Raw genomic sequence first — 22,452 nt, 5'->3', positions numbered from 1 at the left:
CCTCGATGAGTTTTCCTGGGCTTGGTCAGGTTGTGTAGAATTATTTCTTTTCAGTCTTAACGGAATCAACGATTTCGCCAGTCTTTTTCAACATTCTTACTTTCTTGCCATCATCCGTAAAGGTATAGCAAGAACGGCTAGCGGTCTTTTCCTTTTCAGAGTAAAGCAATACTTTAGAACTGTGGATCGGGAACTCACGAGTGATGATTTGTCCAGACTCGCCATCAGCTTGAGGCTTGACATGCTTGGTCTTGACATTCACACCTTCAACAATGATGGTGCTGTCTTTAGGGAAAACCTGTAACACCTTTGCTACGGTTCCTTTAGAGCTTCCTGAAATTACTTGAACTACATCATCTTTTTTGACATGAATCTTAAAAGACTTGCGGTTGCCGCGATAGGCAGGTTTTGACTTGAATGACATTACAGTACCTCTGGCGCTAGGGAGATAATTTTAGTGAAATTTTTATCCCGCAACTCACGCGCAACTGGACCAAATACGCGGGTTCCTTTGGGGTTGCCGTCTTGGTTAATGATTACAGCGGCATTGTCGTCAAAGCGAATTCTCATGCCGCTTTCACGGTTGATCGATGCTCTGGTACGAACAATTACAGCGCGGACAACATCCGATTTTTTGACTGGCATGTTAGGGGCTGCGTCCTTGACGGTGGCGATAATCACATCACCAACTCCGCCAAAGGCACGGTTACCACCAGCCAGTACACGAATACATAGCAGCTTTTTAGCCCCACTATTATCCGCCACGTTTAAATAAGACTCTTGTTGAATCATGGCTTATGCTTCCGAGCTAGATGAGAGAATCTCTACAACTTCCCATCGCTTTGTACGGCTGAGGGGACGAGTTTCCCGAATTTTGACGCGATCGCCTTCACGGGTTTTGTCTTCTTCATCGTGGGCTTTGAACTTGGTAGTTTTGACCACGATTTTTCCATATTTGGGGTGAGAGGTACGATTTTCGACCGCAACCACCACCGTTTTTTGCATTTTGTCGCTGACGACAACGCCAACTTTTTCTTTAACTGCCATTGCTAAAATTCCTATGTTTTGTAAATAGCTTTCTTAAGCTCTGGACTGACGTTCGCGTTCGACGGTCATCAGTTGAGACAAACGATGCTTAGCATGTTGGAACTGATGGGGCTGGACAGGTTGTCTAGTAGCCTGCTTGAAGCGCAGATCAAATAGCTCTTTCTTGACGGTCAAGATCTGAGCTTGCAACTCATCATCAGATAGCTCTCTGGTTTCTTGGACTTTTGGGAGTGCCATATCTTTACTCCTTCTCACGGATAACAAATCTGGTTTTGATCGGCATTTTAGCTGCGGCAAGACGAATAGCTTCTCTTGCAGTTTCTTCGGCTACGCCAGCAACTTCAAACATGATGCGACCGGGCTTGACCACTGACACCCAAAACTCTGGAGCACCTTTACCAGAACCCATACGGGTTTCAGCAGGACGCATTGTTACGGGCTTGTCTGGGAAAATGCGAATCCAAATCTTGCCACCGCGACGGATGTAGCGGTTCATGGCACGACGGGCAGCTTCGATTTGACGGGCGGTAATCCAAGAAGGTTCTAAAGCCTGCATGGCATAATCACCAAAGTTGATTTCAGTTCCTCTGGTAGCGGGACCTGCCATCCGACCGCGTTGCTGCTTACGAAATTTTGTACGTTTAGGACTTAACATGGTTCAAAACTTAAGGGTGACAGAAATTTATCCTTCAGCGCTAGAACGATCCTCAAATTGAGGACGACGTTGCTGGCGACGACGGGGTTGAGCGGCTGGAGCAGGAGCTTCTTCGCCTTGAATGATTTCGCCTTTAAAGATCCAGACTTTGATGCCAATGACACCATAAATAGTTCTGGAAGTTTTGTAGCTGTAGTCGATGTCCGCACGCAATGTATGCAGAGGAACACGACCTTCACGAACCCATTCAGTTCTCGCAATTTCAGCACCGTTAAGACGACCACTGATTTGCACCTTGATGCCTTCGATGCCTGCACGTTGCGCTCTTTGAATAGCTTGACGAACAACACGACGGAAGGAAACACGACGTTCGATTTGCTGAGCGATGTATTCAGCGATGAGAGGCGCTTCCGCATCAACTCTGGTTACTTCGGTGACGTTAATCCGAACTTGGCTAGTACCTGTCTTTTTCAGGGAACCGTCTTGTTCGAGATACTTAACTAATCCGACGCGCAATTGCTCGATACCAGCGCCACCACGACCAACAACAACTCCAGGACGAGCTGTGCGAATTTCGAGATCTACTTGATCAGCTTTGCGATCAATCAGGATTTCAGCGATACCAGCATTACTCAAAGTTTTTTCAATAAACTTACGGATTTTGCTGTCTTCTTCAGCCAAGACACCGTAGCGATTGACATCAGCGTACCAACGAGAAAGATGGGACTTGGTGATGCCGAGGCGTAACCCTGTTGGGTGAATCTTCTGACCCATACCTATTCTTCCTCTGATGGTTTGACGGTGATCGTAATGTGGCACGTTGGCTTACGGATTTGGTAAGCACGACCTTGAGCGCGGGGACGGAAGCGCTTGAGGCTAGGTCCCATATCGGCGAAGGCTTGGTTAACTACTAAAGATGCGGGATCTAGTCCTGCGTTATGTTCAGCGTTAGCTACAGCAGAACGCAATACTTTCGTAATTGGTTCGCAGGAGCGATAGGGCATGAACTCAAGAATCATCAATGCTTCGCGGTAGCTACGACCACGGATTTGGTCTAGTACTCGACGCACCTTGTGGGGTGACATCCGAATATATTTGGCTACGGCAGGGATTTCGTTTTGGGCGAGGATCATTTTTAACTACCTGTCTACCTATCTCTTAGCCTTTTTGTCGCTCTTGGCATGACCGCGGAAGGTGCGAGTAGGTGCAAACTCACCGAGTTTGTGTCCTACCATTTGCTCCGTGACATATACAGGAACGTGCTGTTTTCCGTTGTGACAAGCAATGGTATGCCCGATCATTTGAGGAAGAATAGTGGAAGCGCGTGACCATGTTTTGATAACTTGCTTTTCGCCTTTGGCGTTGAGCTTTTCAATTTTGGTCATTAGGTGATCAGCAACAAAAGGACCTTTTTTTAGCGATCGCGTCATAATTTGTACTCTCTAAATAAGTCTTTGCGCTTGGCGACTGCAAGGTAGCCGCTAAGCAAAAATTTAAGCGTTACGTCCGCCCTTACCGCGCTTCGAGGACTTGCGGCGACGACGAACAATCAAAGCATCACTAAGTTTGCCTTTCTTGCGAGTCTTATAACCCAAGGTTGGTTTACCCCAAGGAGTAACAGGTCCACTGCGACCGATAGGGGCGCAACCTTCACCACCACCATGGGGGTGATCGACGGGGTTCATGACCATACCACGGACTTTCGGACGACGGTTGAGCCAACGACTACGACCTGCTTTACCAAGACTGGTGTTGCTGTGATCGAGGTTACCAACTTGTCCGATTGTCGCGAAACAATCTTTGCGAATCAAACGGACTTCACTAGAAGGAAGCTTGAGGGTAACGAAATCGCCTTCCTTAGCTGCAATTTGAGCGCCAGCACCAGCTGACCGCACAATTTGCCCACCTTTACCGGGGACGAGTTCCACATTGTGAACAATCGTACCAAGAGGGATGTTTACCAATGGCATTGCGTTACCGATTTCAAAAGGTACATTGCTTGTACCTGCTTGAATCTTGTTGCCAACAGCGATTCCCTTGGGAGCAAGGATGTATCTCTTTTCGCCGTCTTCGTATTGCAACAGTGCAATACGAGAAGTGCGGTTGGGATCGTACTCGATCGCAATTACTTCAGCGATAATGTCGCGTTTATTGCGTTTGAAATCAATAATCCGATAGAGTCTCTTATGACCACCACCGCGTCTGCGGCTGGTGATAACACCACGGTTATTGCGTCCTCTTTTACGATGGACGTGGCTTGTTAAAGACTTTTCGGGTTCTGACTTAGTGATTTCCGAGAAGTCCGAGACAACAGTTTGTCTGGTACTTGCGGTATACGGTTTATATGCACGAACGCCCATAATTGTCTGGTTTTGTTAAAGAACAGTTCTCTGGTTTTTTTAAGCTAGTGCTTATACATCGGGGAACAAATCAATTTTGCTGCCTTCGGCAAGGGTGACGATCGCTCTTTTGATTTGAGCGCGTTTGCCTGCAAACTTACCAATCCGACGCGCTTGTGCGGGTGGGTTATGGGTGTTCACTTTTTTGACCGTAACTGAGAAAAGGCTTTCGATAGCTGCCTTGATCTCAGGTTTAGTAGCATCATGAAAAACATCAAATGTGTATTTGTTGCTTTCAAGTTGTCGGGTTGCCTTTTCATTGAGCAGAGGGCGACGAATGATATCGGGCAAGCGACGGGGATCGAATTCGGTAGGGATCTTAGCCATGGTGTTTCTTTCTTCTACTTAGATTCCGTTATTCTGCATCTTCGACCGTAATGATCTCTGTTGCTAACTTTGCATCGCCACCGTACACTTCATGAATTCTGGCGATCGCTGAGCGAGTTGCCACAATTTTTTCAGAGTTCAAAATGTCGAACATGTTGAGCTGATCAGCCGCAAGCAATTGTAGGTTCTGAATATTACGAGCAGAAAGAACAATGTTTTCTTCCTTGCGATCGGTGATAATCAGTGTCTTTTTGCCAACTGTCACACCCCAACGCTCAAGAGCTTGACATAATTCCTTAGTCTTAGGTTGAGCAAGGTTTACGGCAAAATCTTCAACGATAATTAAATCGGCTGTACGACCGATAAATGCCGTACGAAGAGCAAGACGACGCTCCTTGCGATTCATCTTGGTTTCGTAATCTCTAGGCTTAGGTCCAAAAATTGCACCACCACCACGGGTCAAAGGCGATCTTGTCGAACCTGCACGAGCGCGACCTGTACCCTTCTGTCTAAAAGGCTTACGACCACCACCACGAACTTCAGCGCGAGTTTTGCTGCTGGCTGTGCCTTGACGGGCATTGGCTAACTGTCTGACGAGGGCGCGATGAACCAAGCCTTTTGCGCTTGCTTCTTTAGCAACGCGCAGTTCTAGGCTTACTTCACCAACCTCATTCCCTGTCCAATCTATTACTGTAGGCATAACTTATATTCTCTCGATCTCACGAACAAACTACTTAGTCCCTATTTCGCGCCTTTACTTGCGCCTTTATTTAGCCTTGCCGATAATTACGGTAGGAATGACGTTAAGCAATGCGCCGGGCTTACCAGGGACTGCTCCTTTAATTAGCAACACATTGTTCGCTGCATCGACTTTGACTATAGTTAGCTTCTTCACGGTGATTTGCTTACCGCCAAGACGACCAGCCATCCGCTTACCAGGATAAACACGACCTGGGGTAGTACCTGCTCCAGTCGAACCAGGTTGTCTGTGGTTCTTAGAACCGTGAGCCATCGGACCGCGACCAAAGTTGTGGCGCTTTTGATAACCAGCGAAACCTTTACCAATGCTAGTTCCAATCACATCAACGATGTCGCCATCCTTGAACTGACTTACGTCTAGAGTCTGACCAATTGTGAAATCACTAACGTTATCGAGACGATATTCACGGAGGTGCTTTACAGGCTCAGCGCCAGACACTTTCAAATGTCCTAGCTCTGGTTTGCTGAGGAGCTTTTCACGAGTCTTACCGTAACCAATTTGAATAGCTTTATAGCCTTCTTTGGTTTCAGTCTTAACTTGTGTAATTGTACAGGGACCAGCAAGAACAACTGTTACAGGAACAGCGTTGCCATCCGAATCGAATACTTGGGTCATGCCAAGTTTTGTGCCGAGAATTCCGACAGTCATTAAAATTTAGCTCCGCTTGCTTGACGTTCAAATTTTCGCGCAGACGTAGGTCTGTCGATTTTTGACAGGCTCAAAAGAGATCGGTTTCGATCTTAGTAAGAAGTATGAGTTTTGAAGGCTGTTTAATGGACTTCGAGACGACTTACAGAAGATGTCTAGCCTAACTACTAGACGTGAGAAACACAATCTCTTGGGTTGGTTGCTATAGGTTAAAGACTTTTAAGTTTCTTTAGATCGCTATACCAATGCATGACTCAGACTTAAGAAAGCAAGCTCTTGACTTATTTCTCTCAGTTTCTGTTTTTAGTCACGATTAGCAATCATAACTCTATGTGAGATATTTTGTCTATGATTTTTAGAAAAAAATTAAAAAACTAGCAAAATCACTGTCCCGATTTAAAATTCACTACTAAAAATTACTAATAGACTTGCCAATAGGTTACAGAAGGTATATTTCAGTAGCGATACACAAGGTATATTAATTAGGAGTATATGCAAGTATAGTTTTTTTCAAATGAGTGAGTACTCATTTGAAACCAAAAAATAATTTCAGTAAGAGTTTTCATTTTGCCGTAGGCAAAATGAAAACCGCCATATATTTGATATTTGTTGTCTGGACTGTGTAAGACATTTTTGAGGGGGGAGTTAAAAGCATTTGCTCAAAACACCAAAATATTTTTGAATTTTATTCATGTGAAGCAAGTTAAGCGGCGAGAGTGGAGAATGAAAACAGCCCAATCGATATTTTCTGAGGCTTCTAATATTTCTGAATTGATGGCATACAAGGATTGCGATCGCGAGCAAATTCATCTGTTAGGACATATTCAGCCCCACGGCATTCTGATTGGTATCAATGAGTCAGAATTGAAAATTGTACAGATTAGTGAAAACACAACCCAGTTTTTCAACTTGTCCGCCAGTACATTTATCGATCAGCCTTTAAGCATCCTATTTCCACAGAATCAGATTGATATTTTAGTATCCGCTTTTTCCCATGGATCTTTAGAAGCATTTAATCCGATTAAGCTGACCGTTCAAATCAAACGCAAGAAGTATCTGTTTCAAGGTGTGATGCATCGTTCCGATGGATTGCTTATTCTAGAATTAGAACCCTTACCCAAAGATGGGAATTCTCGTCTGAGCTTTTACTATTTGGCAAAATCTGCGGCTGTAAATGTGAGGAAAGCTCAAGATTTTGAGGAAATGATCGATTTATTGGTTAATGAGGTTCGGGAAATCACTGAATATGATCGTGTAGTTATCTATAAATTTGATACAAACAATAGCGGGGCTGTGATTGCTGAAGCCAAGGCTGAGAAACAAGAATCTTTGCTGGGACTACATTATCCTGCTTCTGATATTTCTGAAATTGCCCGTAAGCTTTACTGTAAGAATTGGCTACGTATAATTGTAGATTTAAACTATCAACCTGTTCCGATCATTCCACCCAAAAATCCGCTCACCCAAGAAACCCTCGATCTCAGCTTGAGTACGTTGAGAAGTGTCTCTAAATTTCATGTGGAATATTTGCAAAGAATGGGGGTTTCTGCTTCTCTCGGCATCTCGTTAATTAATGCAGGGAAGCTATGGGGGATGATTGTCTGCCATCATTACAAGCCTAAATATATTGACTATGAGACCAGAAAAGCCTGTGAGTTTCTCGGTCAGATCATGTCTGTGGAGATCGTCAATAAGCATGAACAAGACCTCAAAAAAGCGCAGGAAAAAATTAAGGCGGTACAATCCAAACTAAAGCAAAATATCTTTAATAAGTATCAATCAATCAATCAATCATTTACCCCAGATACAAACGATTTACTAGATTTAGTTAATGCCCAAGGCGCAGTTATCTGCTTAGACAATCGCCTTTCTGAGATTGGCGAATGCCCTCCTCAAAAAATTATTAGCGAATTAATTTCATGGCTAGAGCATAAATCACAAGATATTTTTCATACTAGTTGTTTAAGTCAGTTATACCCTGAAGCCATCAAGATTAAAGATCAAGCTAGCGGGTTACTTGCCATTTCCATTGTGCTTAATCATACTTCCTATCACATCATTTGGTTCCGATCTGAAGTTATTCAAACTGTAAATTGGGCGGGTGATCCAAACAAATTGGGGAATCTTGATGATGTTCTTGATCCATCACCACAGCGATCTTTTGAGCTATGGAAAGAAACGGTGAAAGCGAAGTCTTTACCTTGGGACGAAGTAGAAATCGAAGCTGCCTTGGAACTGAGAAGTACGCTCATGCTCGCAGCCTTAGAGTTTTCACAACAATCACTAAAACTAGAAGCTGAACGCGCCCATGTGGCAAGTCAGGCTAAAAGTAATTTCTTAGCGAGGATGAGTCACGAATTGCGGACTCCTCTCAATGCAATTTTGGGATGCACTCAATTAATGCATCATGAGAATTCTTTAACTCAGACTCTTGGGGAATACGTTAGCATCATTAGTCATAGTAGTGAACATCTATTGAACTTAATTGATGATGTTTTAGAGATGTCAAAGATTGAAGCAGGAAAAATTGTACTTGAGGAAACCAAGTTTGATTTTTATCTATTTCTAAATAATCTGCAAGAAATGTTGCAAATTAAGGCTAAGGACAAAAAATTACAGCTAATCTTTGCCATACATCCTAATTGTCCTCAGTACATTAAGGCTGACGAAAGAAAAATTCGCCAAATTTTATTAAATCTGCTGGGAAATGCGATCAAGTTTACGAGTAAGGGGTATGTACTCCTTCGTGTTTCCCCGTTAGATATAGAAGAAGTATCTTCAAAAGTTGTTATACATTTTGAAGTAGAAGATTCTGGACTAGGGATTGCACCAGAAGAAATCGACAAGCTATTTGAAGCTTTTGTCCAGACTGCTTCGGGTCGAGCAACACAGACTGGAACTGGATTGGGGTTAGTAATCAGTCAACAATTTGCTCATTTTATGGGTAGTCAAATTACCGTAAATAGCATGTTGAATAAGGGTACAATTTTTCAGTTTGATATTGCAGTTGAACAATTTTCTAGTGAAGACATTGAAATAAATCAGCAAATAGATTTGGAGCAACCTGCCGTAGTAATTACAGAAGAGGAGAGTACACAAGCATCTTCCACTTCTTTGCGAATTCTATTGGTTGAAGATAACACCTTTAATCAAATGATTGCTTTGAGACTATTGGCAAAACTTGGTTATCAAGCAGATTGTGCCATAAATGGATTAGAGGTTTTAAAAGCACTAGAACTCAAATCCTACGATCTAATTTTTATGGATTTACAGATGCCAGAGATGGATGGTTTGGAAGCAACTCGCCGAATCCGTTTAATTGAGAAAGATGCATTGCCAACCAATAAGATAAAAATCGTAGCAATGACTGCGAATGCAATGGCAGAAGATCGTGAGAACTGTATTCTGGTTGGGATGGATGATTTTATTAGTAAGCCTGTACGAATCGATGATCTGGCTACTGTATTAAAAAAATTTCAAAGATATAGTAATGCAAATTCTGCTTAGGACGTAAAACCCAAAAGAGAATGGTGGCACAAAGTGCCACCATTCTCTTTTGGGTTTTGATTCATCTTAACTAAACAGTTCTTTACTTCAGATCTTTGCTTTGTAACCCACATTCCGCTCTTATTTTACTGAAAAAAATATTTAGAAAGCAAATCCTTATACAGCAAGTATTTTGGGCTTTAATCCCAAAAGAATCACTATTTTAACAATTTAAATAATGATTCACTAATAGGAATTACTATCATTAATTTCTCAGGAAATCGCTGAAACCCTCATTGTCTCGTTGTAAATATTTTTAGGCTTCCATTACGAGCGGAATGTGGGTTGTAAAGTTTGCCATAGAGTTATGCCAGCCAACCAAGATAAGCTTGCTGCCAATGGAATAAATAGAATCCCTCCAACGATTTCTAGAGGGGCGATCGCCCGCAGCACCCACACATGGACTAGATAAGTAGTAAAACTTGCCTGAGAGAATGTTTTAATCTGGGGTTGAATGGCTTGCCGAAACTCAGAAGTGGGAGGTAGTTCAAAGTTCTGACTCTCACTTTTGGGGTTTGAATTTTTCCAAGAAATTGACCATAGCAAGAAGGAGAAAGTCAAGAAAAGTACAGTTGGACGGGTATAGTGACCGACTGCTTCCGCCGAGTTTTTGAGTATTGCTGTCCAATAGAATTCGCTTAATTCAATAGTTGCAGCGATCGCAAATAAATATCCCCATGAAGGCGATCTCCAATTTGTGACAAATAGATTCGTCCAACCATGATCTTTAGCTAACCAAATGCCTATTTGAAAGTAGGATAGCCAATAGATGACATGATCGCCATTGGGAAGAAAATTTGTCATATTTGGTAGCCATCCAAAAATTGCCGATCCCCATCGCAAGCTAAATAGAGCAAAAGTAATGAGAAGTAATACAATTAGTCTTCGCAGAGAAAAGTTAAGGCGGCGTAGTAATGGATAAACTATGTAGCATTGGAAGATAATTCCGAGAAAATAAAGGTGGTAGTCTCCCATGCCCGTAGAGAGTGCCTGCCAGATTTGTTGTCCCCGCTCTAGCCAATCTGCTGCCAGAAACTGCGATCGCCCAACGACATTGAGTAAAGTAAATAGCAAATAGGGGGGAACGATTCGCCATAGGCGGCGTTGGACAAATATTTTTAAATCAAAAGTGCGCTTCTCTTCTGATTTAGCGAGGGCAAAACCTGACAAAATCACAAATAACGGTACTGTAAAGCGCCCGACTTGGTTAATGATTGTATCAATAAAGATTTCAGGACTGATGGTAGACGTATCATTTACACCAAACCACCAGTGATGAGAAGCATGAATGCCGATCACAATAGTGGTGGCGATCGCTCTTAGCAGATCAGAGAGTTCCCAAGTCATGAATAAACCTAGATGATAGAAGCCCCGCGAAGCAATGCTCCTATCATTTAACATGATTAGGGATGCGTAGTAAAATCAAGAACCAAATTTTTGTGAAGCGGCTTAGCCGCTTCACAAAAATTTGGTTCTTGATTAAATCTCAGGATTCTTAGAGCATATAGATCTTAGGGATTTTTAAATCGCCATTCTCAAGATTTTTCAAAAGATTTACCATACCGTCTTTTCCACTCAGTTGCACGGTTCGCAAGATGAGTAAGCTATCTTCTAGTAAAGTTTCCACATCAATGGATTGATAATCAGGAAGATAGGCTGGTAAACGACTTGTCCCTTCACCTAAGAGAATTGCCGCACCATGCCAATTTTGATTTTTGAGGTGATATAGTCCAACCGCAATTTGCAAAATACCTTGATAAAAAGCCCGATCGCTCTGCCAAGCATCATTCCAAATCGCCTCTAAAGTGTCATGACAAGCATAATAATCACCACTATTAAACTGAGCGATCGCTTCTTCAAAGGTCATATTCTCAATGCTTTTGATGTTATGTCTATAATCTAAAACCCAAGCGATAGTTAAGCCGCAACTATCACCTAAAGTGTAAAAGGGGCGCGAAGCGCCCCTTTTACACTTTAGGTGATGTGATCCAAACAATGATTAGGCAAAAATGCAGTCCAACCATTGTCCAATTTGACGCGACAGCTAACGCTAATCACTTGCTCAACGACACCTTTATGATTGGCATACTGTTGACGGTTCGCATTCACAACCACGCGATCGCCTACTTTAAAATTTTTACTTAGAGATTTATGATCTGCACCTTGTTTTTTATCAGTGATATTAGGAATCGCCGCTTTTTTGAGAGTTGGGGCAGAATGAAAGGTCAAGGAAGCAGCTTGCTGTCCATTTACTTGATAGTTATAGCCACGACCTTGGATAAGCTGCAAGCTACCAATCTGAACATTCGATAGATACTGCACAAAGCGATCAACAGATATTTCCATTGCTTCGGCAAGGTCTTCAAACATAACAGGATAACTCCAATAGTTTTCACCCACTTGTAGGTCAGCTAGCTCTTTCCATGCGTCAAATAGTTTTTGTCCAAACTGTGATTCTAGAGCATCGGCGCGATCATTTGACTTAGTAACAGAACTTGTGGTGCTGCTAGATGTCAGAGTTTCAAGTGTTTTGAGCAAGCGTTCAGCAACGCGATCGCTGGCTTCAGTTCTTGCTCGAAGATATTCGAGAACCTGCTCAAACAAAGATTCACTAACATTGACCGTCATAAAACTACCCGCACTAATCGCCTTTAATAACCTATCTGAAAACTGCTTGTTGAAACTCTGAAGTGTCAGAAAAATTTAGCTTTTAGACTTTTATACATATCCTCTAAATTAACATCAATACGCTAACACCGAAAAAGTTTAAAAGTAAAATCAAACAGATCAAGTCATAACTCGCCACATAAAAACTAGGTTTTAGGGATTCAAGGTTAACGGTGCGCTAAATAAGTAGATGAGCATAATTAATTACAAACCCAAACCCATAAAGTTTTGCCCTTGCGGGGCAAAACTTTATGGGTTTGGGTAATTTATTTTGTACAAATACTTAACAAACTTAATTCTGCTTGATTCTGTTATTACTCCCTCCTTGATGTGATCAATCAAGTCCAGCTTGCCAATTTTTGGGTAAGGGTTCATTACAAAACTGATGAATTTCGGTAATGCGCTCAAATAGCCAAGGATAATTTTGCCGATAAGTAGGAAGTAAACCTAATGGGGACAACAAAGCTGCCGCAGTCAGATCGGCAACACTAAAGCGATCGCCCACCAGATAGCCATCTTGCCAAAATTCACTGAGCATCGCGATCGCCTCGTCAATTTTCTGAGCAGCAATCTTTGCTGAATCAGCATTAATCCCATACTGCGATCGGACAATTGCAATCACAGTTTGACTCATCCAAGAAGGATCAATCTGTTTTCCCTCATTAGCTCGAAACTGATAGTACACAAACCGCGCCGCCGTACCAATAAATTCATCAAAATAATCTTCCAATCGTAAGGCTTCCTTTTGTTGCCAAGTATCTTCTAAATACAGTGGTGGGTTCGGTTGATAGTCTTCCAGAAACCGAATAATTTCGGTGGAGTCAGCGACTACAGCGGGACAGTTTTTTTGCTGCGGCAATAGCACAGGCACAGTATGTGAACCTGAAAGCGGCTTAACCCGTAAAATATGCAAAGCGGGAGTGAGATTTTCAACTTGATAAGGAATTTGCTTATAGCCAAGAGCCAGCCTAGCTTTACGGCAATAGTGCGAAGTACTGAATTGTAATAAAAGCATGGCTTTAAAGCTTTAAAATTGGCAAACTAAACAAATTGGGCGGCTATAGCAAAGCAAGTTTTGCTTAGGACAAAATCCCAGAAGATGAGTGGCGGCGCGAAGCGCCGCCACTCATCTTCTGGGATTTTGGTTTGTACTAGCTAACTCTCGCTTTGAACTAAAATCCAAAACAGAGTTGGCAAGCTAAGCTCGCCAACTCTATTTTGGATTTTAGTTCAAAAAAGTAGCAAATCATATGGTATAGTCTCGACTAAATTTTTACGGTCTAATGGTGCTGTCGCCTATGCAAGCCAATCCAGTCTTTAAACCTACAACTTCTCACTCTGGTTATCAGACCTCTCAATCTGGTTATCAAGCCTCAGTACCTGTGACTGTGTATCGAGAACTGGCTGCAGAGTTGCAATCTACTCAAGCAAAACTATCATTTTTTCAGTTACAAAATGAGCAGCTAACTAAGCAAAATCAAATGCTCTTGCAAGAGTTTGAAGCGATCGCCCAATCCACAGATCGAGTTCAAGCAATTCTCACCCAGTCTAATTTACCTGAGTCCAAGCTATCCGATGTTTTAGCAGGTATCCGTGCTTCTTCACAAATTAATCCTGCACCATCAAGAAGTAATCCTCAACCTCAAGGTCGTCCTCCCGCAGCTAAGCCTCGTCCTGCTGAAAAGCCCGCTCAGGTTAGTCCTCGTAAAGTTGCTGTGCAGCAGACAACCAACGCTATCCAAGAAGCAATTTCTAGGGCAAGACAACTTGCCACTGAGCCAGTACAACCTATTGATAGCGATTCAATGGCTAGTGAAGCTCTATATTACGATAGTTCTTTTGCCGCCTTTGAAGCTCCTGCTCCCACCCCGACCCCAAAAACAAAAGTATTACCTAAGTTAGAAATTCGTGAAGAAATATCTTCTCGACCTCTTCGCACCGAGTCGATGGAAGAGACAAATGAGTCTACTGGCTTAAGTGGTTGGGTCTTAACTGCAACAATTGTAGCGATCGTGCTTACTTCTTTTGGTGCTGGTTATTTGCTGATGCGCCCATTTGTAAAATAAATCCCCCAAATTAAAAACAGCGAAAAGCGCCGTTTTTAATTTCTTGTAAAAGCGGCGCAAAGCGCCGCTTTTATTTTTTATACCAATTCAAAAAAGTGTGAAGACACTTTTTTGAATTGAAAACCAAACCCAGCAAGGGTTTTAAAGACACAAAATGGCATAGCCATTTTGTGTCTTGGTATTAATGGGCTATAGGTATAAAATTAAGTCATGGATAGACGTAAGTTTTTAGTTTTAAGTGGGGCGGCGATCGCCGCGCTTGGGGGATGTCAAGTATCAAATCCTTTTGATCAGCGCGATCGCTTAAGGATTATGGGTTTACTAGGAGCCATACCCAGTAAAGTTATTAATCAATTTGAGTCAGCTTCCAAAACCAAGATTGAATTTAAAGCCGAAAATGCACCCTCAAAGCTTTGGCAAGAACTACAAAACTATCCCAATATTGCTAAAGAGAAAGCACCGCATCTTGTCAGTATTGGTGATAGTTGGCTAGATCAAGCGATCGCTAAATCTTTAATCCAACCCATCACTCCAGATTTACTAGCGAAAATTCCCAAATGGCAAAAACTGTCTCCCCTTTGGCAGCAAAGCGTTACACGCAATAATCAAGTGTGGGGAATTCCCTATCGCTGGGGAGCAACAGCGATCGCTTACCGTAGCGACAAACTGAAATTTAATATTACTCAATGGTCTGACCTATGGCGACCAGAATTAAAACTAAAGCTATCCTTACCAGACGACGCGCGAGAAGTAATTGGTTTAGTTTTAAAAAAGATGGGGCAATCTTATCAACTAGAAAACTTAGTTGAACGTCAAGATATTTTCGCCACACTGACGCAAGAACTAAAAAGCCTTAACTCACAAGTTTTAACCTACTCTTCTGATAATTACTTGCAGTCTCTACTAGCAGACGATACATTCGCAGCAGTAGGGTGGACAAGTGATATGCACAAAGCCCAAAAGCAAAACCCCAACCTCAAAGTGGTGATTCCCCAAAATGGCACAGCACTCTGGAGCGATCTTTGGGTAATACCTAAAGGAGAATTAGCGATCGCGGCTACCGAATGGATGAATTTTTGCCTAACGCCTGAGATTGCTGCTCAAATTACATCTCTGACTGAGGCAGTTAGCGCATCCAGTGAGTTAGATCAAGTTCCCGCTAGTGTCAAAGCTGATCCAATCAAGTTTTTCTCACAGGATATCCTCACCAAAAGTGAGTTAATCGCACCTTTGTCTCCATCAACGCTTACACAATACAAAGATCTTTGGACTAAGCTGCGATCGGGAACTATATAAACACTTATAGCAATGCTTGAGTAATCAAAACCCAAAAGAGCAATGGCGGCGCGAAGCGCCGCCATTGCTCTTTTGGGTTGCTACTATATCTAAGTGATTTGGCGTAATTAAGAAACAAATTTAAAACCTGTATAGCTCACTTATCAAGCTGTACAAGTTTTTGAGATTTATATTTAATTATGACTACTTATTTAGGCAAAAGTTTTAAATTGGTATAATTTGCCAATAGTAGTTAGTAAATAATGAATATTTACTATTAGGGAATAAGTAAAGATGAAACTTTACATTTGGCGATCGCTATTCCAATACCCTAAATTAGTGTTTGTGACAATATTCCTTGGCGCAATTAGTTGGTGTGGGCAAGTCGCAGGGCAATCAAAAAGCAATAGTTCCTACGGTTTAGGAGTAGTCCGAAATCAATCTCATATTGGACAGGTCAGATGTGCAGATTTAGCTAATCTTGTTTCTATCGATCTGCTTGCTCCAGACGACGGAGCAAGAACACTTTCAGAGCATCCAACTTTTTATTGGTATATCGAGCATAAGTCACTAGCACCTAAAAATTCCACAGCAGTAAGTTATAGCAATAATTTTTATGTGGATTTTTTCGTGAGGGATGGGTTTGCTCGTAATGCAAAATCAATTTTTCGTTCTCGGTCAGAATTAACTCCTCAAGTCAAGTCTGGGCTATATCGATTTGAGCTGCCAGCCAACGCTCCTTCTCTTGAAGTAAATAAAACCTATAGTTGGCATATTCGTTATATGCAACCTAGCAGTCAAGACAATAGCGACGTTACTAATCAAATTGACATTAGAGCAATTATCAAGCGAGAAAGTAATCCTTCAGTAATCGAGAAAGTTAAAGCTGCTTCTACGCATTTAGAGAAGGCGAGAATCTTTGCCGAAAATCTTTATTGGTATGATGCTCTTGATGCGTATACCACATGGATTGATGCAAATCCTAATGATAGAGAAGCTTTACATGAGCGGCTAGCAATGTTAGATCAAATAATCGAAAGTTATCCTAAGAAGAAATGTATTGGTAAATATAACGTAAACAATGCAAGCTTAATTAACTCTAAGCAGTCAATCCCACAAATCATGAAATATAGCCCATCAAGATAAGTGTAGCGATGCCCCGCATTCCGCGCAGGGCATTACTCTATGTAGCGTATGGATAGTTGTAATCACTGCGTTTACGCCATTCCATTTCATTGTTCACAACTTTATGTAGACATTCTTCAACGATAAATGGAGCATTGCGCCAATTAATATCATCACGTTGCAAGATCCAACTCACTTGCTCCAGTGATTCTTCCAGTTCCGCCTCAAAACGTGCCAAAGGTAGAGGGATTTTTTCTAAATTTGGAGACTCTACACAAACAGCGATCGCTTCTTTGAGAACCGCCACAACTTCTTTTCCATATACTTCTCGCGCCCTCAGTCTCAATGATTTATAGCCTTTCTCTGAGGTTGCATACATTGGAGGTAATCGATTTAATACATAGGCAGTTGCCTCGCCTAGATCGACTGTTTCGGCGATCGCAGGATGTAATTTCTGAATTTGGTGATAGGCAAGCGACAATACTAATTTTTCTAGTACATTGCTAAATTGATAATTGACATCCACCATATAGGTTTGAAAATCTTTAGCCTTCTGCTCATCCCGACTAGGATTGATTGATGTTTGAACCTGTCTGCCTTTCCAAGAAATTTCAGGTGGCTTACGTCCAAAAGCAGTTTCATCTCGACCTGCAATTGCCTCGCGTTTACCTGTGACTATATAAGTATTGCTCACGGCACTTTTGAGCTTGACTGTAATCAAGGCATTCTCTAGAGCGGTAGGAATATCTTTCCAAGAGGCATTTTCTGCGCCTAAGATTTGTTGGAGGGCTGCCAGCGATCGCGCATGACTAGCTACCTCCTGTGATGGTAGAGGTCTTACGTCTCTTAGTGCGTCAGGTTTCACACTTACGAGCGCCCGACGTACTGCCGATTCAATTTGCGATCGCATTTCGGTGGCAGCCTTTTTGCGCTGCCTCAGCCATCCTACTTTCGATGTGGCATACATCGGTGGCAGGCGATTGAGCGCATAGGCTGCGACTTCGCTTAAATTAATCTGATCGCGTCGATATTGCGGTAAGTGAGAGATTTGTAAATCAATTTCTGCAATTACCAGTTCCTCTATTGCATTTTTGCAACTTTGCATATCAAGCCGTCCCAAACCTAATATGAAATTGAAGTGTTTCTAAGGTTAAAAAATATTCAGTTTAGACTAATTGCAAATTTTTTGGGAATTGCAAAGAAATCAAAATTAAAATTATTTAGACATTATAGCAATTGACATAATACTTACAAAAAAGTTCAAGTTCATAAATTTATATCTTTAACCCCAAGAAATTAGTGGCGCTTCGAGCCGCACCACTAATTCTTATTTTTTTTGCTGCGATCAATACGATATAGCCAGAGCATTAAAGCTAATACTCCAATTTGTAAAGCTAAGTTTCCTAAATTGGCTTCTAAATCTCCATTTCCAGCAATTAATCTCGCGAAAAAGATGACCGCACCAATAAATCCCGATCCTGCAAAGGCTATATAAATAAATATGCGGAGTCCGCGATAGGGGGATTTGGCTTCACGTCTTAGGCGATCGTACTGTTCAGAATTTAGTTTAGACACGTTTTTTATTGAGCAAAAATATCTTAACAATCAAATAATTGATGGTGGCGCTTTGCGCCACCATCAATTATTTGGTTTTCATGGCTGTGCGATCGCATAGCCAAATAGTATTACCAGTAATCAATCGTGATGGATATTGATTAACATCCCCTTGAGGTGCTAACACCGCAGTTAAAGATTTTGCCTTAGCAGCACCTTCGATCATGAAAATAATCTCTTTCGCCTGATTAATTAAAGGAACAGTCATGGTGATCCGAGGTTGTCCATCTTTTTCGCCCACTGTTATAAGGCGATCGCCAACTTTGAGAGCCTTAGTGTGCGGAAATAGCGAGGCTGTATGTCCGTCGTCCCCCATACCCAGCAAAATCAGATCGAATTGAGGGAATTCTCCTCCACTGACACCAAAAAATTCTTGAATATGCTGCTCATATTGGGCGGCAGCGATCGCGGGATCAGCAGCATCAGTAGGGACTGCATGAATATTTGACTCAGGAATAGCTACATGATTCAGCCATGCTTGGCGAGTCATCCCTTCATTACTTTGTGGATCGCTGACAGGTACATAGCGCTCATCTCCCCAAAAAACATGAACCTTTGACCAGTCCCATTCTTTATTTGCTAAGAGTTCATACAGAACACGAGGTGTACTACCACCTGCAGCAACAATGGTAAAACGTTCCCCTTTAGAGAGTGCTTCATCGTAGGCAAGCTGACACAATAACAATGCTCTTGAGGCAATTTCAGCGCGATCGTTCCAAATTTCTACTTGTCTAGCCATAAAAAATACCTCTGTAGCGAAGAAATGGTGGGAATGGAGTAAATGATGCGTTTTGTATATTTTTTGATAAATATTGATCAATATTCATCAATATTTATCAATCAATCTTAAGAGAGGTGTCTTTTATTTCATTTTGTGTGATTTTTGACAGTACTAACGAGTAAATGTATTAACCTATAAAATGTTAGAACAATATTAAGGTTAAGGTAAATAGTCATGACACCTGCTATCATACGCCTCTTCTGGGACTCAGTTAGCCAAGCACAGCCAAATCTACTCTTAAATCTTGATGATGATGGACTGATGAGCTGGTTAGTTGAACAAGTCCAACAACGTTCTTCGCTTGACTCTCATCAACAAAATGATCTCAGCGACTACATCAGCAATCGCCTACCCTTAATTCGAGAAATGGCATATCAGAACTAGTTCGCTAGAAGATGAGGCATTGGATTTTTTTTAATTCTAAGATTTTTTAAGATATTAATTTTATTTTCATTCTGATTTTATTTTGAGTTCGGTTTAAGCCCATTCATTTTTCAAGTACTAAATTTTGATTATGAAAAGAGGCTAACTACATATATTTATATATTTAGGGGATTTTTCTAAAGGGGAACATCTCAGATTTCTGACAGTACCATCCGCCAAAATGTTAGGATACTTGCCTGAGCTATGCGATCGCTGATTTCATTGCTCTACAAACTACTCACAGTTATTTCTAGCAATTATTTCTAGCGTATGTTATTTGCAAGAATCATCGATTTATTACGTAGCGGTCTAACTAGTCAGTCCTATATCGTACGTGGTTGGGTGCGGACAAAGCGTGAAGGTAAGGAAATTACTTTCTTAGAACTAAATGATGGTTCATCACTACAGGGATTACAAATAGTTTTACCGCAGACGATAGATGACTATGAAACGCTAATTAAGCAAATAACTACAGGCACATCGATTGAGGTGTCTGGCACTTTAGTTGAGTCCATGGGCAAAGGACAAAGGGTAGAAATGCAAGCTACAGCGATCGCGGTTTTTGGCACTGCTGATCCTGAAACCTATCCTTTGCAAAAAAAACGTCACTCGATCGAATTTCTTCGGACGATCGCGCATTTGCGTCCCCGTACAAATATGTTTGGGGCCGTATTTCGCGTGAGAAATGCTTGTGCCTTTGCAATTCACAAATTTTTTCAAGAACGGGGGTTTTTATGGGTACATACACCAATTGTCACTGCTAGCGATTGTGAAGGTGCGGGTGAAATGTTTGGTGTCACCACCTTTGACTTAAATAAAGTAGCAGCGGCGGGTAAGCCCGTTGATTTCACTCAAGACTTTTTTGGGAAGCCAGCTTTTTTAACGGTCAGTGGTCAACTAGAAGCCGAAATCATGGCAACCGCCTTTTCTAATGTCTATACTTTTGGCCCCACTTTCCGCGCCGAGAACTCGAATACTTCGCGCCACCTTGCCGAGTTTTGGATGATTGAACCAGAAGTTGCCTTTTGTGATCTCGAAGGTGATGCGGATCTAGCCGAAGATTTTCTTAAATATATTTTCAATTATGTTTTGGAAACTTGTCCAGAAGATATGGAGTTTTTCCAAGAACGAGTAAATGCTCAAGTAATGACCAATGCCCGCAAGATCATTGATGAAAAATTTGAGCGAATTACCTATACAGAAGCGATCGCCATTCTCGAAAAGAGCAGTAAAACCTTTGAATTTCCAGTGTCGTGGGGATTAGATCTGCAATCGGAGCATGAGCGATTTTTAGCAGAAGAACATTTCCAAAAGCCCGTGATCGTGATGGATTATCCACTGGGAATTAAAGCATTTTACATGCGAGTGAATGAAGATACTGCAAGCGATCGCCAAACAGTACGCGCAATGGATATTCTCGCTCCGGGAGTTGGAGAAATTATCGGCGGTTCGCAACGTGAAGAACGCCTTGATGTATTAGAAACCAGAATTCGCAGTGTTGGTCTAAATCCTGAAGATTATTGGTGGTATCTCGATCTGCGTCGTTATGGCACTGTGCCTCATGCTGGTTTTGGGCTAGGTTTTGAACGTCTAGTGCAGTTCATCACAGGCATGGGAAATATTCGCGATGTAATTCCTTTTCCTCGATTTCCTCAAAGTGCAGAGTTTTAGGCAGCATAAAGGGCTCGTTGCGCCTTTTATGCTGCGTGAGCTAATTCGCCCATGATGTAAGTCGCCGCGATCGCCCGATCATCACCCATAATGATCGTCGCAAATAGTTGATCGGAGATCTCGGCAAGTGTGGTTGCGATCGCTTCTGAAGATTGATTTCTTAACGCCATAATTGGTGTTGAGCGCAGATTTAGCACCACAAAATCAGCTTCCTTCCCAATTTCAAAATTACCTAATTTATCCTCAAGACATAACGCTCTTGCCCCCCCCAAAGTCGCCAGAAATAATGCTTGAAATGCTGACAACTTTTGCGATCGCAACTGGGCAACTTGATAGGCAGCACTAGCAGTTTTCAAAATCGAAAAACTGGTTCCTGCACCCACATCGGTTCCTAATCCGACTTTCACAGGAGTTTCTAAAGATTTAGCTTTTTCTAATTTGAATAGTCCGCTTCCCAAAAACAGATTGGAAGTTGGACAAAAGGCGATCGCCGATTTTGCTTCTGATAATCTCGCAAATTCGCGATCAGTAAGTTGGACTCCGTGAGCAAATACTGATCTTTCAGTCACTAAACCTGCACGATCATAGACATCCAAATAACCATCGCTTTCAGGAAATTCAGCAACAACCGCTTCCACTTCTTTCACATTCTCTGAAAGATGCGTATGTAGATAAACATCAGGAAATTCCTGCAAAAGTTTACCGATATTAGTTAATTGTTCTGGTGTCGATGTCAGTGCAAATCTCGGCGTAACTGCATAAAGTAAGCGATCGCACTTGTGCCATTTCTCAATTAGCTGCTTAGTTTCTAGATAGGAAGATAAGGCTGTATCTCTTAAAAATTCTGGAGCATTACGATCCATCATTACCTTGCCAGCAATCATCCGCAAATTACGACGCTGCGCTTCTTCAAAAAAAGCATCCGTCGATTGTGGAAATACTGCGGTAAATACCAAGGCAGTTGTAGTTCCATTTCTCAATAACTCATTGAGAAAGATAGAGGCAATCTCCAAGGCATAATTGCGATCAGCAAACTTCCGTTCTGTGGGGAATGTATAGGTACTTAGCCATTCTAATAACTGCTCTCCATAGGAAGCAATCATCTCCGTCTGCGGAAAATGAATATGCGTATCGATGAATCCTGAGACAATTAGGCGATCGCGATACTCTGTGATCGGAAGATCTGCATATTTCGTTTGCAGATCTTGGTAATTACCAAGATCTTTGACTTTGCCATTTTCAACTATCAGCAAACCATCGGGAAAGTAGCGTATACAATCAGCTTCTGGGGCATAAAATGGATCGGCGATTGCATCTAGAAAACTGGCTCGAAATCCTTTGATAGTTTGATGTTGCATAGTTTAGAAAATAGGGATCAATCACTTTGATCGATCAAAAATGCTTAGTTTAATAATGTTCGTTTAGTGAAACTATTTTTCGCATTTTTT

26 protein-coding genes are annotated in these 22,452 nt (G+C 41.8%); 6 read left to right on the top strand and 20 right to left on the bottom strand.

Annotated elements, in window-relative coordinates:
- Positions 1-40: 40 nt before the first annotated feature.
- The 12 genes from rplX to rplC all read right to left on the bottom strand — a co-directional run bounded on the left by rplX (position 41) and on the right by rplC (position 5,836).
- On the bottom strand, positions 41-424 hold the full coding sequence (gene rplX / locus B9G53_RS07995) for a 50S ribosomal protein L24 (protein ID WP_094530974.1): 384 nt from the start codon (positions 422-424) through the stop codon (positions 41-43).
- On the bottom strand, positions 424-792 hold the full coding sequence (gene rplN, locus B9G53_RS07990) for a 50S ribosomal protein L14 (protein WP_094530971.1): 369 nt from the start codon (positions 790-792) through the stop codon (positions 424-426). Before rplN ends, rplX begins: the two co-directional genes overlap by 1 nt.
- Before the next feature lie 3 nt (positions 793-795).
- A complete protein-coding gene (rpsQ, locus tag B9G53_RS07985; protein ID WP_094530969.1) occupies positions 796-1,047 on the bottom strand; it encodes a 30S ribosomal protein S17 in 252 nt (83 codons plus the stop codon).
- Positions 1,048-1,080: 33 nt separating this feature from the next.
- A complete protein-coding gene (rpmC, locus tag B9G53_RS07980; RefSeq protein ID WP_094530967.1) occupies positions 1,081-1,284 on the bottom strand; it encodes a 50S ribosomal protein L29 in 204 nt (67 codons plus the stop codon).
- 4 nt (positions 1,285-1,288) lie between these two features.
- Entirely contained in the window at positions 1,289-1,702 is a 414-nt protein-coding gene (gene rplP, locus B9G53_RS07975) for a 50S ribosomal protein L16 (protein WP_094530965.1), read from the bottom strand.
- 27 nt (positions 1,703-1,729) lie between these two features.
- A complete protein-coding gene (gene rpsC / locus B9G53_RS07970; protein ID WP_094530963.1) occupies positions 1,730-2,476 on the bottom strand; it encodes a 30S ribosomal protein S3 in 747 nt (248 codons plus the stop codon).
- A gap of 2 nt (positions 2,477-2,478) precedes the next feature.
- A complete protein-coding gene (rplV, locus tag B9G53_RS07965; RefSeq protein WP_009625485.1) occupies positions 2,479-2,835 on the bottom strand; it encodes a 50S ribosomal protein L22 in 357 nt (118 codons plus the stop codon).
- Positions 2,836-2,853: 18 nt separating this feature from the next.
- Positions 2,854-3,132 (bottom strand): 30S ribosomal protein S19, encoded by a 279-nt coding sequence (rpsS, locus tag B9G53_RS07960; protein ID WP_094530961.1) that lies wholly within the window; start codon positions 3,130-3,132, stop codon positions 2,854-2,856.
- A 63-nt stretch (positions 3,133-3,195) separates the two neighbouring features.
- Positions 3,196-4,062, bottom strand: coding sequence for a 50S ribosomal protein L2 (rplB, locus tag B9G53_RS07955; RefSeq protein WP_094530958.1), 867 nt, complete (start codon positions 4,060-4,062; stop codon positions 3,196-3,198).
- Positions 4,063-4,113: 51 nt separating this feature from the next.
- Positions 4,114-4,428 (bottom strand): 50S ribosomal protein L23, encoded by a 315-nt coding sequence (locus tag B9G53_RS07950; protein WP_094530955.1) that lies wholly within the window; start codon positions 4,426-4,428, stop codon positions 4,114-4,116.
- A 28-nt stretch (positions 4,429-4,456) separates the two neighbouring features.
- On the bottom strand, positions 4,457-5,128 hold the full coding sequence (gene rplD, locus B9G53_RS07945) for a 50S ribosomal protein L4 (protein WP_094530953.1): 672 nt from the start codon (positions 5,126-5,128) through the stop codon (positions 4,457-4,459).
- Between the two features lie 66 nt (positions 5,129-5,194).
- Positions 5,195-5,836 carry a 50S ribosomal protein L3 gene (gene rplC / locus B9G53_RS07940; protein WP_094530950.1) on the bottom strand — a complete coding sequence of 214 codons (642 nt, stop codon included), beginning with the start codon at positions 5,834-5,836 and terminating at the stop codon, positions 5,195-5,197.
- Between the two features lie 723 nt (positions 5,837-6,559).
- Between rplC and B9G53_RS07935 the strand changes: the two genes are divergently transcribed.
- The gene (locus tag B9G53_RS07935) at positions 6,560-9,343 is read left to right on the top strand and encodes a response regulator (protein WP_094530948.1); all 2,784 of its coding nucleotides are present in this window, start codon (positions 6,560-6,562) and stop codon (positions 9,341-9,343) included.
- A 306-nt stretch (positions 9,344-9,649) separates the two neighbouring features.
- Here the strand turns inward: B9G53_RS07935 and B9G53_RS07930 are convergent, their stop codons facing one another.
- The 4 genes from B9G53_RS07930 to B9G53_RS07915 all read right to left on the bottom strand — a co-directional run bounded on the left by B9G53_RS07930 (position 9,650) and on the right by B9G53_RS07915 (position 13,064).
- Positions 9,650-10,729: an acyltransferase gene (locus B9G53_RS07930; RefSeq protein WP_176453143.1), complete on the bottom strand. Its 1,080-nt coding sequence runs from the start codon at positions 10,727-10,729 to the stop codon at positions 9,650-9,652.
- A 148-nt stretch (positions 10,730-10,877) separates the two neighbouring features.
- Positions 10,878-11,249, bottom strand: coding sequence for a DUF309 domain-containing protein (locus B9G53_RS07925; RefSeq protein WP_176453142.1), 372 nt, complete (start codon positions 11,247-11,249; stop codon positions 10,878-10,880).
- Between the two features lie 107 nt (positions 11,250-11,356).
- A complete protein-coding gene (locus B9G53_RS07920) occupies positions 11,357-12,010 on the bottom strand; it encodes a hypothetical protein (RefSeq protein WP_094530945.1) in 654 nt (217 codons plus the stop codon).
- 373 nt (positions 12,011-12,383) lie between these two features.
- A complete protein-coding gene (locus B9G53_RS07915; RefSeq protein ID WP_094530942.1) occupies positions 12,384-13,064 on the bottom strand; it encodes a glutathione S-transferase family protein in 681 nt (226 codons plus the stop codon).
- A gap of 283 nt (positions 13,065-13,347) precedes the next feature.
- On the opposite strand from B9G53_RS07915, the gene B9G53_RS07910 reads away from it, so the two are divergent.
- The 3 genes from B9G53_RS07910 to B9G53_RS07900 all read left to right on the top strand — a co-directional run bounded on the left by B9G53_RS07910 (position 13,348) and on the right by B9G53_RS07900 (position 16,536).
- On the top strand, positions 13,348-14,115 hold the full coding sequence (locus tag B9G53_RS07910; protein WP_094530940.1) for a hypothetical protein: 768 nt from the start codon (positions 13,348-13,350) through the stop codon (positions 14,113-14,115).
- Between the two features lie 210 nt (positions 14,116-14,325).
- On the top strand, positions 14,326-15,411 hold the full coding sequence (locus B9G53_RS07905; protein ID WP_094530938.1) for an extracellular solute-binding protein: 1,086 nt from the start codon (positions 14,326-14,328) through the stop codon (positions 15,409-15,411).
- 273 nt (positions 15,412-15,684) lie between these two features.
- Positions 15,685-16,536: a DUF928 domain-containing protein gene (locus B9G53_RS07900; protein WP_094530936.1), complete on the top strand. Its 852-nt coding sequence runs from the start codon at positions 15,685-15,687 to the stop codon at positions 16,534-16,536.
- A gap of 37 nt (positions 16,537-16,573) precedes the next feature.
- Here B9G53_RS07900 and B9G53_RS07895 read toward each other — a convergent pair whose 3' ends face one another.
- From B9G53_RS07895 to pgl, 3 genes are all read right to left on the bottom strand, one after another.
- On the bottom strand, positions 16,574-17,620 hold the full coding sequence (locus tag B9G53_RS07895) for a late competence development ComFB family protein (protein WP_094530934.1): 1,047 nt from the start codon (positions 17,618-17,620) through the stop codon (positions 16,574-16,576).
- 215 nt (positions 17,621-17,835) lie between these two features.
- Positions 17,836-18,090: a DUF3493 domain-containing protein gene (locus B9G53_RS07890; RefSeq protein WP_094530932.1), complete on the bottom strand. Its 255-nt coding sequence runs from the start codon at positions 18,088-18,090 to the stop codon at positions 17,836-17,838.
- Positions 18,091-18,157: 67 nt separating this feature from the next.
- Positions 18,158-18,868: a 6-phosphogluconolactonase gene (gene pgl, locus B9G53_RS07885; RefSeq protein ID WP_094530929.1), complete on the bottom strand. Its 711-nt coding sequence runs from the start codon at positions 18,866-18,868 to the stop codon at positions 18,158-18,160.
- Between the two features lie 216 nt (positions 18,869-19,084).
- Here pgl and B9G53_RS07880 point away from each other — a divergent pair, with 216 nt between their 5' ends.
- Both B9G53_RS07880 and asnS read left to right on the top strand, forming a co-directional pair.
- Positions 19,085-19,294, top strand: a complete 210-nt coding sequence (locus B9G53_RS07880; RefSeq protein WP_094530927.1) for a hypothetical protein — start codon at positions 19,085-19,087, stop codon at positions 19,292-19,294.
- Positions 19,295-19,603: 309 nt separating this feature from the next.
- Positions 19,604-21,004: an asparagine--tRNA ligase gene (gene asnS, locus B9G53_RS07875; RefSeq protein ID WP_094530925.1), complete on the top strand. Its 1,401-nt coding sequence runs from the start codon at positions 19,604-19,606 to the stop codon at positions 21,002-21,004.
- 26 nt (positions 21,005-21,030) lie between these two features.
- Here asnS and guaD read toward each other — a convergent pair whose 3' ends face one another.
- On the bottom strand, positions 21,031-22,362 hold the full coding sequence (gene guaD, locus B9G53_RS07870) for a guanine deaminase (RefSeq protein WP_094530923.1): 1,332 nt from the start codon (positions 22,360-22,362) through the stop codon (positions 21,031-21,033).
- Positions 22,363-22,452 lie beyond the last annotated feature (90 nt).

The sequence above is a fragment of the Pseudanabaena sp. SR411 genome, assembly GCF_002251945.1.
Taxonomy (GTDB): domain Bacteria; phylum Cyanobacteriota; class Cyanobacteriia; order Pseudanabaenales; family Pseudanabaenaceae; genus Pseudanabaena.
This window is presented reverse-complemented; position numbering and strand designations above follow the sequence as displayed.

Excerpts from the sequence above, each read along its gene's own strand:
- B9G53_RS07935 (WP_094530948.1), top strand. The coding sequence starts at position 6,560 with ATGAAAACAGCCCAATCGATATTTTCTGAGGCTTCTAATATTTCTGAA.
- rplV (WP_009625485.1), bottom strand. The coding sequence starts at position 2,835 with ATGATCCTCGCCCAAAACGAAATCCCTGCCGTAGCCAAATATATTCGG.
- B9G53_RS07925 (WP_176453142.1), bottom strand. The coding sequence starts at position 11,249 with ATGACCTTTGAAGAAGCGATCGCTCAGTTTAATAGTGGTGATTATTAT.
- rpsQ (WP_094530969.1), bottom strand. The coding sequence starts at position 1,047 with ATGGCAGTTAAAGAAAAAGTTGGCGTTGTCGTCAGCGACAAAATGCAA.
- B9G53_RS07930 (WP_176453143.1), bottom strand. The coding sequence starts at position 10,729 with ATGACTTGGGAACTCTCTGATCTGCTAAGAGCGATCGCCACCACTATT.
- asnS (WP_094530925.1), top strand. The coding sequence starts at position 19,604 with ATGTTATTTGCAAGAATCATCGATTTATTACGTAGCGGTCTAACTAGT.
- B9G53_RS07895 (WP_094530934.1), bottom strand. The coding sequence starts at position 17,620 with ATGCAAAGTTGCAAAAATGCAATAGAGGAACTGGTAATTGCAGAAATT.
- B9G53_RS07950 (WP_094530955.1), bottom strand. The coding sequence starts at position 4,428 with ATGGCTAAGATCCCTACCGAATTCGATCCCCGTCGCTTGCCCGATATC.
- rplB (WP_094530958.1), bottom strand. The coding sequence starts at position 4,062 with ATGGGCGTTCGTGCATATAAACCGTATACCGCAAGTACCAGACAAACT.
- rpmC (WP_094530967.1), bottom strand. The coding sequence starts at position 1,284 with ATGGCACTCCCAAAAGTCCAAGAAACCAGAGAGCTATCTGATGATGAG.
- rpsS (WP_094530961.1), bottom strand. The coding sequence starts at position 3,132 with ATGACGCGATCGCTAAAAAAAGGTCCTTTTGTTGCTGATCACCTAATG.
- rplD (WP_094530953.1), bottom strand. The coding sequence starts at position 5,128 with ATGCCTACAGTAATAGATTGGACAGGGAATGAGGTTGGTGAAGTAAGC.
- rplX (WP_094530974.1), bottom strand. The coding sequence starts at position 424 with ATGTCATTCAAGTCAAAACCTGCCTATCGCGGCAACCGCAAGTCTTTT.
- B9G53_RS07915 (WP_094530942.1), bottom strand. The coding sequence starts at position 13,064 with ATGCTTTTATTACAATTCAGTACTTCGCACTATTGCCGTAAAGCTAGG.
- pgl (WP_094530929.1), bottom strand. The coding sequence starts at position 18,868 with ATGGCTAGACAAGTAGAAATTTGGAACGATCGCGCTGAAATTGCCTCA.
- rplC (WP_094530950.1), bottom strand. The coding sequence starts at position 5,836 with ATGACTGTCGGAATTCTCGGCACAAAACTTGGCATGACCCAAGTATTC.
- rplN (WP_094530971.1), bottom strand. The coding sequence starts at position 792 with ATGATTCAACAAGAGTCTTATTTAAACGTGGCGGATAATAGTGGGGCT.
- guaD (WP_094530923.1), bottom strand. The coding sequence starts at position 22,362 with ATGCAACATCAAACTATCAAAGGATTTCGAGCCAGTTTTCTAGATGCA.
- B9G53_RS07900 (WP_094530936.1), top strand. The coding sequence starts at position 15,685 with ATGAAACTTTACATTTGGCGATCGCTATTCCAATACCCTAAATTAGTG.
- rplP (WP_094530965.1), bottom strand. The coding sequence starts at position 1,702 with ATGTTAAGTCCTAAACGTACAAAATTTCGTAAGCAGCAACGCGGTCGG.
- B9G53_RS07910 (WP_094530940.1), top strand. The coding sequence starts at position 13,348 with ATGCAAGCCAATCCAGTCTTTAAACCTACAACTTCTCACTCTGGTTAT.
- rpsC (WP_094530963.1), bottom strand. The coding sequence starts at position 2,476 with ATGGGTCAGAAGATTCACCCAACAGGGTTACGCCTCGGCATCACCAAG.
- B9G53_RS07905 (WP_094530938.1), top strand. The coding sequence starts at position 14,326 with ATGGATAGACGTAAGTTTTTAGTTTTAAGTGGGGCGGCGATCGCCGCG.
- B9G53_RS07920 (WP_094530945.1), bottom strand. The coding sequence starts at position 12,010 with ATGACGGTCAATGTTAGTGAATCTTTGTTTGAGCAGGTTCTCGAATAT.
- B9G53_RS07880 (WP_094530927.1), top strand. The coding sequence starts at position 19,085 with ATGACACCTGCTATCATACGCCTCTTCTGGGACTCAGTTAGCCAAGCA.